The sequence below is a fragment of the Methylophilus aquaticus genome, from assembly GCF_030769565.1.
Classification (GTDB): domain Bacteria; phylum Pseudomonadota; class Gammaproteobacteria; order Burkholderiales; family Methylophilaceae; genus Methylophilus; species Methylophilus aquaticus.
On the sequence record NZ_JAVCAP010000014.1, the window covers coordinates 204,697 to 216,660 of the forward strand.

Sequence of the window (11,964 nt, forward strand, 5' to 3'; positions counted from 1 at the left end):
ATAGGCACATTTTGAATTTGGGATAAATAACAATGGCACAACCTGTTTTTAAGCGCGTTCTCCTCAAATTATCTGGTGAAGCGTTAATGGGCGATGATGCTTATGGCATTAACCGTGAAACGGTGACTGCTATTGTTGGGCAGGTCAAAGAAATTGTGAATATGGGCGTGCAGGTGGGTATCGTCATCGGTGGCGGCAATATTTTTCGTGGGATTGCGCCTGCTGCTGAGGGGATGGACAGAGCAACTGCCGATTATATGGGTATGCTGGCAACGGTCATGAACGCTATGGCACTTCAAGATGCTATGAAACATGCCGGTGTGGCTGCGCGTGTTCAAAGTGCGTTAAATATTGAGGCGGTGGCTGAGCCTTATATTCGAGGCAAAGCGATCCGTTATCTGGAAGAAGGTAAGGTGGTGATTTTTGGTGCTGGCACTGGCAACCCATTTTTTACAACAGATACTGCTGCTGCTTTACGCGGTGTGGAAATTGACGCTGAAATTGTATTGAAAGCCACTAAGGTTGATGGTATTTACACGGCTGACCCGAAAAAAGACCCCACCGCGACCCGTTATGATACCGTCTCCTATGATGAGGCCATCAATAAAAATCTGAAGGTAATGGACGCAACAGCGTTTACCCTGTGCAGAGACCAAAAAATGCCGATTGCTGTATTTAGTATCTTTAAAGAAGGTGCACTCAAGCGCGTGATTTTAGGTGAGAATGAAGGTACGCGCGTCATGGCTTAAGCTGGACGCGTGCGAAATTGGAGAATCAGAATGGTTGAAGATATTAAAAAATCTGCAGAACAGAAAATGCACAAATCGCTGGAGGCGTTGAAAACCGATCTGGCTAAAGTGCGTACAGGTCGCGCTCATGCCGGCTTGCTTGACCATGTCGTGGTGGAATACTATGGGTCAATGGTGGCCGTGAACCAGGTGGCCAACGTGAATTTGGGTGATGCGCGCACCATTAACGTACAGCCATATGAAAAAAATATGATTGCCAAGGTAGAAAAAGCGATTCGGGACAGCGACTTGGGATTGAATCCAGCCACTAACGGTGATTTGATTCGTGTTCCTATGCCAATGTTGACTGAAGAGCGCCGCCGTGATCTGACTAAAATCGTACGGACTGAAGGTGAAGGTGCAAAAGTGGCCATTCGTAACGTACGTCGTGATGCCAATGATGCTTTGAAAAAGCTGGTAAAAGATAAAGCAATTTCTGAAGACGATGAGCGTCGTGGACAGGATGAAGTGCAAAAAATGACTGATAAGGCAGTGGCTGAAGTGGACAAACTTTTGCAACAAAAAGAAGTAGACTTGATGGCCGTATAAGCGGCCATTCATCGAGGACGGATATCGTTTTGGGTCTTTTTTCAAGTTCCACCAAGCAAGTGCCTGAGACGCATAACCTGCCACAACATGTGGCAGTGATTATGGATGGTAATGGGCGCTGGGCCAAAAAGAGATTTTTACCCCGTGTAGCCGGGCATCAGCGAGGCCTGGAGTCTGTGCGCCAACTCGTTAAGACTTGCGTGCGTCTTGAAATCAAATACCTCACATTGTTTGCCTTTAGCAGTGAAAACTGGCGTCGACCACCTGATGAGGTCACTTTTTTGATGGGTTTGTTTCTGGAAGCTTTGGATCGCGAGGTAGCCAAGCTGCATGAAGCGAATGTGATCCTGAAGTTAATAGGGGATCGAAGTCAGTTCAATGCTGATTTACAGCAGAAAATGCTGGATGCTGAGCGTAAAACTGAAGCCAACGCAGGGTTAACACTGACCATTGCAGTCAATTATGGTGGTCGTTGGGATGTAGTGCATGCTGTAAATCAATTGTTACTGAATAAACAGCCTATTGATGAGATTAGTGAGGCCGACTTGACACCTTACCTGTCAATGTCATACGCGCCGGAGCCTGATTTGTTTATTCGCACTGGCGGTGAAACTCGCATCAGTAATTTTCTGCTGTGGCAACTGGCCTATACCGAGCTTTATTTTACACCAGTATTGTGGCCTGACTTTGATGAGACAGCCTTTGAGCAAGCGTTGAAGTCTTATCGTCAGCGAGAGCGAAGATTTGGTCGTACCAGTGAACAGCTGGTTTCTGAGAACGGTTCCCTATAAGCCATGTTAAAAATCAGAGTCATTACTGCTGTTGTATTATTGGGTGTATTCATCCCAGCGCTGTTCTTGTCACCTATGATGCTATGGGCGAGTTTGATGATGGCATTGGCCCTGGTCGGTATTCGTGAGTGGTCGGGTTTTTTGACATTAACCAATCGGCAGGAAAAGGGATACTTGCTATTCTCTGCACTCGCTGGGCTCTATTTATTATTTTTATTGTATCAATCAGGGTTTCACTGGTTCTTCTATCAGTCATTGCTAGTCTTATTGGTCGCGACGATATTCTGGTTGGTGGTGGTTCCTTTGGCACTGTTCTTTCATTACTTTCCTCGCCAGAAATGGTTGAATATGCTGGTTGGATTGGGCTTGATGCTATCGTTATGGATGGCATTGGTCACTACACAAGAGTTGAACCCAATGTTCTTGCTGGTGATTATTTCAACTATCTGGTTAGCAGACAGTGCTGCCTATTTCGCAGGAAAACAATTTGGAAAACATAAGCTGGCGCCAGCCATTAGCCCAGGAAAAACATGGGAGGGTGTGGCTGGGGCATTGTTCGCTGTGGGTATTTACGCTTGCTTGTTAAAGCTAACTGGTGCAGTTTCTACATGGTGGGTATTGGGTTGTTTGTGGGTGATTACCATTGCAGGGATCTACGGTGATCTGTTTGAGTCCCTTTTTAAACGACGTGCCAACTTAAAGGATAGTGGCCAGTTCTTGCCTGGGCATGGTGGATTGCTAGACAGAATTGATGGTGTCATTCCTGCATTACCAGTGGGCTTGTGTCTGGTTCTGTGGTTTCATTACATGCAACAATCTTATGCATTCTAAGAGGCCGTTTTGCAATTAGTCACCATACTCGGCAGTACCGGAACAATTGGTCAGCAAACACTGGATGTGATGTCCAGGCATTCAGATCGTTACGCTGTGTTTGCCCTTGCCGCCTATAAGAATGTAGATGCATTATTTGCGCAATGTGTTGCCTTTAATCCTCGGTTTGCAGTGATGCAAGATATTGAGGCTGCTGATCGTTTGCATCAACAATGTCAGGCTGCTGGCTTGTCCGTGGAGGTTCTGTCTGGCGTTGAGGGCTTAAGTGAGGTTTCTGCCCATCCTGACGTGCACATCGTCATGGCGGCTATTGTGGGGGCTGCTGGGTTGTTACCAGCACTGGCAGCGGCTGAAGCCGGAAAAAAGATTCTGCTGGCTAATAAAGAAACACTTGTGATGGCAGGGCAGCTCTTTATGGATGCTGTCAAACAAGGGGGAGCCACGCTATTGCCCATTGATAGCGAACACAATGCCATTTTTCAAGTGATGCCAAGGAAAAGTTGTAATGCACTGACTGATGTTGGTGTTAACCAGGTGATTTTGACTGCATCAGGTGGACCATTCAGGTGCTATACACAGCACCAGCTCGAGACTGTTACTCCAGCGTTAGCATTGAAGCATCCAAATTGGGTTATGGGTGCCAAAATCACCATTGATTCATCAACCTTGATGAATAAAGGGTTGGAAGTGATAGAGGCTCACTGGTTGTTTAATGCGCATCCATCACAGATCGATGTGGTTGTACATCCTCAGAGCGTCATACATTCAATGGTTTCGTATGTTGATGGCAGTATTCTTGCTCAGCTAGGTAACCCTGATATGCGAACACCAATTGCTTATGGGTTGGGATACCCGGAACGCATTGCTTCTGGTGTAAAGCCACTTAGCCTGATTGACGTAGCCAAGCTTGAGTTTGAAGCACCTGACACCTTGCGCTTTCCATGTTTACAACTGGCTTATGATGCGTTAAATGCTGGAGGTACTGCCTCAGCAGTGCTCAATGCCGCAAATGAGGTGGCGGTAGCCGCCTTTTTACGAGATGAAATCCGGTATCTTGATATTCCTGCATTGATTTCTGCAGCGCTTGAGCAATTACCAATCCAACCAGTCTCCTCTGTTGAGCAGTTGCTAGCAGTGGATGCTGAGGCGAGAGCCGTTGTGTGCGAATTTCTCCAGCGCAAAACAATGACCAGCTCATTTCGGAAGACAGCATCATGATGACTGCGCTGGCTTTTATTGTCGCCATTGGTGTGCTGGTTACCATCCACGAATTTGGACATTATCTGGCCGCAAAAAGTTGTGGCGTCCATGTTGTGCGTTTCTCGATTGGTTTTGGTAAGGTACTCTATCGCTATCAACGCTCTACTAAAGACACTGAATGGGTGCTTTCTGTGTTGCCTTTGGGTGGGTATGTGAAAATGCTTGATGGCCGCGAAACATTACAGGAATCAATGTTTACAGCAGAAAATATTGATGGTTCCTACTCTTTTGATCGCAAACCAGTTTGGGCCAAAATGTGGATTGTCTTTGCAGGGCCACTGGCCAACCTACTGTTAGCATTTGTGTGTTATTGGGGTCTACTTGCGCAGGGAGAAGTTGGAATGAAGCCTTATATCGGCACAGTTGCAACTGGGTCGATGGCGGAACAGGCTAAATTGCGCCAAGGCGATGTTATTGTTTCGCTGAATGGGGAAGTGGTACAAACTTGGCAAGAGGCACAGTGGCAATTATTACAAGGCTGGCTCGAACACCGCTCACTTACTGTAGTCACGCGTACACCGCAAGGTGAGTTGCATAAACATCTGTTACCAATTTCGAATTTGTCGGGTGAGCCTGATGGCGATGTACTGGAAAAACTCGGATTGTCTATTTTGATGCCCATCATTCCACCTGTCGTAGGGGAAATTATTCCAGGCTCTGTGGCAGACAAGAATGGATTGCAGGCAGGGGATAAAATAACTCAAGTCAATGGAAAGCCTGTGCAGGATTGGCAGCAATTTGTAAAATTGATTAGAGCCAGTCCCTCTAAACCTTTACGCGTACAGTACCAGCGAGATGGGTTTCTGTCCGAGCTGAAACTGTTGCCAGAAGCCGTGATTGAGGGAGGTCAACGCTTTGGGCGCTTAGGGGCGGCAGTAGATATGCGTAGTGTGGACTTTTCCCCTTATAGAATTGTGCGTGAATACACCGTGACAGCTTCAGCTTTTCTGGCCATCAGCCGTGTACAAGACACGGTGGTTTTTACGCTCAAAATGATCGGTAAAATGTTGACTGGTCAAGTTTCATTGAAAGCAATCAGTGGCCCGGTGAGTATTGCAGATGTTGCCGGACAAACAGCTGATCTTGGTATCAAGCCTTATATCGGGTTTATCGCGTTGTTAAGTATCAGCATCGCAGTCATGAATCTGCTGCCAATTCCAGTATTAGATGGTGGCCATTTGTTGTATCATATGGCGGAATTGATTCGAGGAGAACCATTGCCTGACAAGGTGCTGGAAATAGGTCAGCGCCTTGGCTTCGGTATTCTTGGGGCATTGATGTTCATTGCTTTTTTTAATGACATCAATCGCTACGTGGCAGGTTGAAAGTATATTTAATGAAAAAAAAGACCAATTCTAAATTGTGGTTGTTTTTACTGGCTGGTGCTATGCACTTCAATGCCAATGCTACTGAGCCTTTTGTAATTTCGGATATTCGGGTAGAAGGTCTGCAAAGAACGGAAGCCGGTACCGTATTTAACTATTTGCCCATGCAGGTAGGCGATGTGATGAGTGATGAAAAAGCTGCGCAAGCCATCAAATCACTTTATTCAACTGGCTTTTTTAAAGATGTTCGCATTGAGGCTGAGGGGGATGTACTTGTTGTCACTGTGCAAGAAAGACCGTCAATATCACAAATTGACTTTAGTGGAAACAAGTCATTTCCGACTGATAAGGTTAAAGAGGGTTTAAAGCAGATCGGCATTGCCGAAGGACAGATTTTTGATAAAGCACAGCTGGACAGAGCTGAACAGGAAATCAAGCGACAATATTTATCGCAAGGTAAATACAGTGCTGAAGTTAAGGCCATTGCCAGTCCGCTTGAGCGTAACCGTGTTGCTGTACGTTTTGAAATCGTGGAAGGTCCGGTTGCCAAAATCCGTGATATCAACATTGTGGGCAATCACTTATTTAGTACAGAAGATCTCAGGGCGAACTTTTTGCTGACAACGCCCAACTGGATGAGTTGGTGGAACAAGGATGACCAGTATTCCAAGCAAAAGCTCACTGCTGATCTTGAAGCTTTGCGCTCATTTTATATGAATCAAGGTTACCTCGAGTTCTCTATTGATTCAACACAAGTGTCTATTTCTCCTGACAAGCGCGACGTCTACATTACTATTAACCTGACCGAAGGTGAAAAATACAATATCAGTCAAACCAAATTGTCTGGTGAAATGCTCTTGCCTGAAGAAGACTTGAAAAAACTGATTAATATTCAGGATGGCGAAATTTTTAATCGTCAGAAAGTCACTGATGCCAGCAAGGTTGTGACCGAGAAGCTTGGTGAAGAGGGTTATGCCTTCGCTAACGTGAATGCAGTTCCGGAAATCAACAAGCAGAATCACACAGTTGCGTTTACGTTCTTTATTGATCCTGGTAAAAAAGTGTATGTGCGTCGTATCAATGTTCAGGGAAACACTCGAACACGCGATGCAGTTGTCAGACGTGAGATGCGTCAACTCGAATCTGCATGGTATGCCGGTGATAAAATTAAACGTTCAAAAGAGCGTATTCAACGCTTGAATTTCTTTGATAATGTTGAACTGGAAACACCATCATTACCTGGCCTCAATGATCAGGTTGACATGAATGTTACTGTGGCTGAAAAAGCAACTGGCAGCGTACAGTTCGGTGCAGGCTTGTCCAGTAGCGACGGCGTGGTCTTGGGCTTTAATGTAAACCAGCCAAACTTCCTTGGCACGGGTAATCGGGTTGCCTTGCAAGTTAACACTAGCAGTTACAATACGATCTATTCGCTATCCTATACTGATCCTTACTTTACGCCTGATGGGATCAGTCGCGGTTTTGATGTTTATAGACGAGATGTGGATACAAGCAGACGAAACTCGTCCACATTGAATGTAGGTACTTATAACAGTCAATCCTACGGTGTAGGCATGCGGTTTGGTATGCCAATGTCTGAAATGGATTTTATCAGTGCCGGTGTGACGCTTGATCTAACCGACGTTGAGTTGTCTGACAGCAGCCCGATTCAGTATCTAAGATTCTGTGAAAATAACTCTGGTTGTAGCAGTAACTCCATTGTGACTAACCTGGGATGGACCTTCGACTCCCGCGACAATATTCTTTTCCCGCGCAGAGGCGTGTTGCAAAGACTGTCAGGCGATTTGTCATTGCCCGGACTGGATTTGCAATATTATAAAGTTAACTACCAGCATAGTTGGTATAAGGATATGGGCAAGGATTTCACCTTGATGCTGAATGGTGAACTTGGCTATGCAGATAGTTATGGTGGCAAGAACTACCCTTTCTTTAAAAACTTCTATGCTGGCGGTGTAAATAGTGTACGTGGTTTCCTGAACTCTTCACTGGGGCCGCGTGACATCAACCCCAGCACAGGTTCAGACTTTGCTGTCGGTGGCACCAAGCGTGTGGTAGGTAATGTGGAGTTGTTCATGCCAGTGCCATTCGTTAACAAGTCTAATCAATTCAGACTGAGTGCGTTTGTGGATGCTGGTGGAGTATATGGTAAAGATGACCCTATCAACTCTGAGTATTTGCGGTTCTCCACAGGTGTTGGTGTGACTTGGGTGTCGCCATTCGGTCCTTTGAAGTTGGTATTGGCCAAACCACTCAATAGCAAGCCTAATGATGATACCCAAACATTGCAGTTTCAGTTTGGACAACAGTTTTAATGCACCAATCAATGCTAAGTCATGCGTAAAAAAGGGGCTAGCCTGATGAAAAAATTTCTGATTTTGCTGGTTGCCATAGTTGTAAGTAACCAGAGTATTTGCGCAGCAGAGTATAAGGTTGGGTACGTACAGGTTGACAAGTTGTTACAAGAAGCGCCACAAACTGCCGAAACAGGTAAAAAACTTGAAAAAGAATTCAGCCCGCGATCGTTGGATTTGGACAAGTTACAGAAGCAAATGCGTGATCTGGAAGGTGCGTTGGAGCGTGATCGCACAACCATGTCAGAAGCAGATCGACGGATGAAAGAACGTGATTTAACCAATATGCGCCTCGAGTTTCAGCGTAAGCAACGAGAGCTGCGTGAAGATATTAATCTACGCAAAAACGAAGAGCTGGCAGTATTGCAGGAGCGTATTAACAAGGCAGTACAAACCGTGTCTGAGAATGAAGGTTATGATTTGGTTGTGTATAGCGGAGTTGCCTATGCCAGCAAGAAAATAGATATTACTGATAAAGTCCTTAAACTACTTGGCAAAAAATAGTCAGGTTGTTTCATACACGCAATTGAGCAATCATAAATCCCTATGACGCAACGTTATACACTGCATCAGATTGTTGCGACTTTAGGTGGGCAAGTCGATGGCGATCCAAACGTCGAGCTTACACGCATGGCCTCACTTGCACATGCCGATGCGTATGCGATCGCTTTTTTTAATGATACAAAATACACTCAGACATTACTGAGTACACAAGCTTCTGCGATTGTATTGCGTGCCGAGCATCGGCATTTGACAAAACTACCGTGTATTGTGGCTGATAACCCTTATGCCTATTTTGCCAGATTGTCAGCATTGTTTAATCCACCCAAGCAATACCTTAACGAGATTCATGCAAGTGCAGTTTTAGGCCAAGGTGTACAATTATCTGGTGAGTTAACTATTGCGGCACAGGCCACTATTGGTGATGGTGTAGTGTTGGGGGAGGGTGTCAGAGTCGGTGCCGGATGTATCATCGAAGATGGTGTTCATATCGGTATGCATACCATTCTGGAGCCTCGTGTGGTCATCAAACATGGCGCTGTTATTGGTGATCACTGCCATATTTTTTCTGGCGCTGTGATTGGTAATGATGGGTTTGGCTACGCCGAAGAGCAGGGTCAATGGGTTAAAATACCGCAAATTGGGCGCGTTGTGATTGGCAATCATGTCGATATAGGTGCCAATACAACGATAGATCGCGGCGCATTGGATGATACTGTCATAGAGGACGGTGTTAAGTTGGACAATTTGATACAGGTTGCCCATAATGTTCGCATAGGGGCACATACGGTCATCGCAGGTTGTGTGGGTATCGCCGGTAGCGCAGTCATCGGGGCTCATTGTAAAATTGGCGGTGCTGCCATGATTTTAGGTCATCTGCATATTGCGAATGGCGTGACTATTTCACCAGGCTCCATGATTATGCGTTCCATCCATCAGCCGGGAACCTATACTGCACTGATGCCATTTCAGAAACATGAGGATTGGTTGAAGACTGCGGCGAGTATTCGTCATCTGGAACAATACCATCTCAAGCTCAAACAGCTTGAGCAAGCAATAAGTAATATACAAAAACATTCGGAAGATTGAGAGAGAATATGGCTGAGAATGCAATGAATAGCATGGATATTCATGATATTTTGGAACACCTGCCGCATCGCTACCCATTTGTGTTGGTAGACCGCGTGCTGTCTATGGAACTGGGTAAAGAAATTGTAGCCGTTAAAAATGTCTCGGTAAATGAGCCGTATTTCCCCGGGCACTTTCCATACCACCCTGTGATGCCTGGTGTGTTGATTGTCGAAGCAATGGCTCAGGCAGCAGCATTACTTTCTTTCAAAACCATGGGCACCAAGCCCACTAATGACTCTGTGTATTACTTTGCAGGGATTGATAGTGCACGCTTTAAGAAGCCAGTCTCTCCTGGCGATCAGATTATTTTGAATGTAAAGATTGATCGTATTCTGAAAGGTATCTGGAAATATAGCGGTGTTGCCAAAGTTGGGGACGAAGTCGTCGCCGAGGCAAATATGATGTGCATTCTAAAAGCCATTGAAAAATAAACACAGCTACCGTTATAGATGTACCACACATGCAAAATCTGATTCATCCAACTGCTATTATTGACCCCAAAGCCGAGCTGGACAGTTCGGTTGAAGTCGGGCCTTTTACCACCATTGGCGCTGGTGTATGTGTTGACGCCGGGACCAAAATTGCTGGACATGTCATGATTGAAGGGCCTACTGTCATTGGTAAACACAACGAGATTTTTCAATTCTCATCGTTGGGCGCCAAACCGCAGGATAAAAAATTCAAAGATGAACCGACCTTGCTGGAAATCGGGGATCACAATACGATACGTGAATTCTGTACCTTTAACCGCGGGACTGTACAGGATAAAGGCACCACTAAAATTGGCAGCCATAACTGGATTATGGCCTATGTACATATTGCACACGACTGCATTGTTGGCAATCATACTATTATGGCCAATAATTCATCACTGGCTGGACATGTCACTATTTATGATCATGCAATTTTAGGCGGTTTCACACTGGTGCACCAGTTCTGCCAGATTGGTGAACACATCATCACCGCTGTGGGTTCTGTGGTATTTAAAGATATTCCTCCTTATGTCACTGCGGCTGGCTATGATGCACAGCCTCATGGCATTAATGCTGAAGGCCTCAAGCGCCGGGGATTCAGTGCCGAGGCGATTCAGCAAATCAAGCGTGCTTACAAAGTGTTATATCGTCAGGGATTGTCTTTTGAAGAGGCGAAGCTGGCGCTGGCTGAAATGGAAAAATCCTGTCCAGAGATTGGCCTGATGACTCGTTTTCTCGCGCAAACTACGCGCGGTATTGTGCGTTAATACAAAAATAATATGGCAAAAATTGCAATGGTGGCAGGTGAGGCCTCCGGCGATATGCTGGGCTTTCATCTTATTCAAGAGCTTAAAACAGCCCATCCTCAGCTGGAAATCTTCGGCATTGCCGGACCTAAAATGATGAGTCTGGGTGCACGCTCTTTATACCCGATAGAGCGTTTGTCTGTACGTGGTTATCTGGAAGTGATCCGGCATTTGTGGGGCCTGCTCAAATTACGCAAGCAATTACTCAAACAAATTCTGCAAGAAAAACCGGATGTGTTTATTGGCATTGATGCGCCGGACTTTAATTTCTGGCTGGAAAAAAAACTGAAAGCCAAAGGCATTGCCACCATTCACTATGTCAGTCCATCGATCTGGGCCTGGCGCAAAAACCGTATCCACAAGATTAAACGGGCTGTTTCACATATGCTGGCCTTGTTTCCTTTTGAGCCTGCTTTGTACCAGCAAGTCGGAGTGCCTGTGACGTATATCGGCCATCCATTGGCGGATGCGCTGCCGATGGAACCTCCAGTGGCATGGATGCGTGAAAAACTCAAACTGAAAAAAGACAGTGTGGTGATTGCCATGTTGCCGGGCAGTCGCCAGTCTGAGGTGAATGCGCATGCAGAGCTCATGCTGGAAAGTGCTGTGGCATTTCAGGCACTGGTGCGTGAAAAAGGCCAGCATGCGCAATTTCTGGTTCCTTTGATTACCCGTGAGACGCGCGATATTTTTCAAGGCATCTGGCACCAGTTGCTGACCAAGTACCCTGAAACCGATATTGATTTGCAGATCATGTTTGGCCATGCGCATGAGGCCATGATGGCTGCAGACGCAGTACTGGTAGCCTCTGGCACAGCAACGCTGGAGGCCGCCTTGCTTAAAAAGCCGATGATCATTACGTATAAAATGTCCAACCTGAGCTGGCAGCTTCTGAAACGCATGCGCTTGCAACCTTATGTGGGCCTGCCCAATATTCTGGCTGGCGAATTTATCGTGCCGGAATTATTGCAAAAAGAAGCAACCCCACAACGCATTGCGAGCACCCTTCAAGGGTTGCTGGCTGACAAGTCAGGATTGGCAACATTACTGGAAAAGTATCGCGCCATTCATCAACAACTCAAGCAGCACAGCGCGCAAAAAGCGGCGGCGGTGGTTGCCCAGTTTTTGCGATTTTAA

Annotated in this window: 12 protein-coding genes; all 12 read left to right on the forward strand. The window is 45.9% G+C overall.

Going from position 1 to position 11,964, the window contains the following annotated elements; all coding sequences use genetic code 11:
- The first annotated feature begins 32 nt into the window (after positions 1-32).
- Positions 33-749, forward strand: a complete 717-nt coding sequence (gene pyrH, locus Q9291_RS07465; protein WP_306389402.1) for a UMP kinase — start codon at positions 33-35, stop codon at positions 747-749.
- 30 nt (positions 750-779) lie between these two features.
- Positions 780-1,337 carry a ribosome recycling factor gene (gene frr / locus Q9291_RS07470; protein WP_306389403.1) on the forward strand — a complete coding sequence of 186 codons (558 nt, stop codon included), beginning with the start codon at positions 780-782 and terminating at the stop codon, positions 1,335-1,337.
- Positions 1,338-1,366: 29 nt separating this feature from the next.
- Positions 1,367-2,128, forward strand: coding sequence for an undecaprenyl pyrophosphate synthase (gene uppS / locus Q9291_RS07475; RefSeq protein WP_306389404.1), 762 nt, complete (start codon positions 1,367-1,369; stop codon positions 2,126-2,128).
- 3 nt (positions 2,129-2,131) lie between these two features.
- Positions 2,132-2,959 carry a phosphatidate cytidylyltransferase gene (locus tag Q9291_RS07480; RefSeq protein WP_306389405.1) on the forward strand — a complete coding sequence of 276 codons (828 nt, stop codon included), beginning with the start codon at positions 2,132-2,134 and terminating at the stop codon, positions 2,957-2,959.
- 9 nt (positions 2,960-2,968) lie between these two features.
- The gene (gene ispC, locus Q9291_RS07485; RefSeq protein ID WP_306389406.1) at positions 2,969-4,177 is read left to right on the forward strand and encodes a 1-deoxy-D-xylulose-5-phosphate reductoisomerase; all 1,209 of its coding nucleotides are present in this window, start codon (positions 2,969-2,971) and stop codon (positions 4,175-4,177) included.
- Positions 4,120-5,544: an RIP metalloprotease RseP gene (gene rseP / locus Q9291_RS07490; RefSeq protein WP_306389407.1), complete on the forward strand. Its 1,425-nt coding sequence runs from the start codon at positions 4,120-4,122 to the stop codon at positions 5,542-5,544. Before ispC ends, rseP begins: the two co-directional genes overlap by 58 nt.
- A gap of 62 nt (positions 5,545-5,606) precedes the next feature.
- Complete coding sequence (gene bamA, locus Q9291_RS07495; RefSeq protein ID WP_306389528.1) at positions 5,607-7,877, forward strand: outer membrane protein assembly factor BamA; 2,271 nt, start codon at positions 5,607-5,609, stop codon at positions 7,875-7,877.
- A gap of 45 nt (positions 7,878-7,922) precedes the next feature.
- Positions 7,923-8,420, forward strand: a complete 498-nt coding sequence (locus Q9291_RS07500; RefSeq protein WP_306389408.1) for an OmpH/Skp family outer membrane protein — start codon at positions 7,923-7,925, stop codon at positions 8,418-8,420.
- A gap of 42 nt (positions 8,421-8,462) precedes the next feature.
- A complete protein-coding gene (gene lpxD, locus Q9291_RS07505; RefSeq protein ID WP_306389409.1) occupies positions 8,463-9,506 on the forward strand; it encodes a UDP-3-O-(3-hydroxymyristoyl)glucosamine N-acyltransferase in 1,044 nt (347 codons plus the stop codon).
- An 8-nt stretch (positions 9,507-9,514) separates the two neighbouring features.
- A complete protein-coding gene (fabZ, locus tag Q9291_RS07510; protein ID WP_306389410.1) occupies positions 9,515-9,979 on the forward strand; it encodes a 3-hydroxyacyl-ACP dehydratase FabZ in 465 nt (154 codons plus the stop codon).
- 29 nt (positions 9,980-10,008) lie between these two features.
- Positions 10,009-10,788 carry an acyl-ACP--UDP-N-acetylglucosamine O-acyltransferase gene (lpxA, locus tag Q9291_RS07515; RefSeq protein ID WP_306389411.1) on the forward strand — a complete coding sequence of 260 codons (780 nt, stop codon included), beginning with the start codon at positions 10,009-10,011 and terminating at the stop codon, positions 10,786-10,788.
- 12 nt (positions 10,789-10,800) lie between these two features.
- Positions 10,801-11,964: a lipid-A-disaccharide synthase gene (gene lpxB, locus Q9291_RS07520; protein ID WP_306389412.1), complete on the forward strand. Its 1,164-nt coding sequence runs from the start codon at positions 10,801-10,803 to the stop codon at positions 11,962-11,964.

Coding starts and splice junctions, on each gene's coding strand:
- pyrH (WP_306389402.1), top strand. CDS start 33: ATGGCACAACCTGTTTTTAAGCGCGTTCTCCTCAAATTATCTGGTGAA.
- frr (WP_306389403.1), top strand. CDS start 780: ATGGTTGAAGATATTAAAAAATCTGCAGAACAGAAAATGCACAAATCG.
- Q9291_RS07480 (WP_306389405.1), top strand. CDS start 2,132: ATGTTAAAAATCAGAGTCATTACTGCTGTTGTATTATTGGGTGTATTC.
- bamA (WP_306389528.1), top strand. CDS start 5,607: ATGCACTTCAATGCCAATGCTACTGAGCCTTTTGTAATTTCGGATATT.
- Q9291_RS07500 (WP_306389408.1), top strand. CDS start 7,923: ATGAAAAAATTTCTGATTTTGCTGGTTGCCATAGTTGTAAGTAACCAG.
- lpxD (WP_306389409.1), top strand. CDS start 8,463: ATGACGCAACGTTATACACTGCATCAGATTGTTGCGACTTTAGGTGGG.
- fabZ (WP_306389410.1), top strand. CDS start 9,515: ATGGCTGAGAATGCAATGAATAGCATGGATATTCATGATATTTTGGAA.
- lpxA (WP_306389411.1), top strand. CDS start 10,009: ATGCAAAATCTGATTCATCCAACTGCTATTATTGACCCCAAAGCCGAG.
- lpxB (WP_306389412.1), top strand. CDS start 10,801: ATGGCAAAAATTGCAATGGTGGCAGGTGAGGCCTCCGGCGATATGCTG.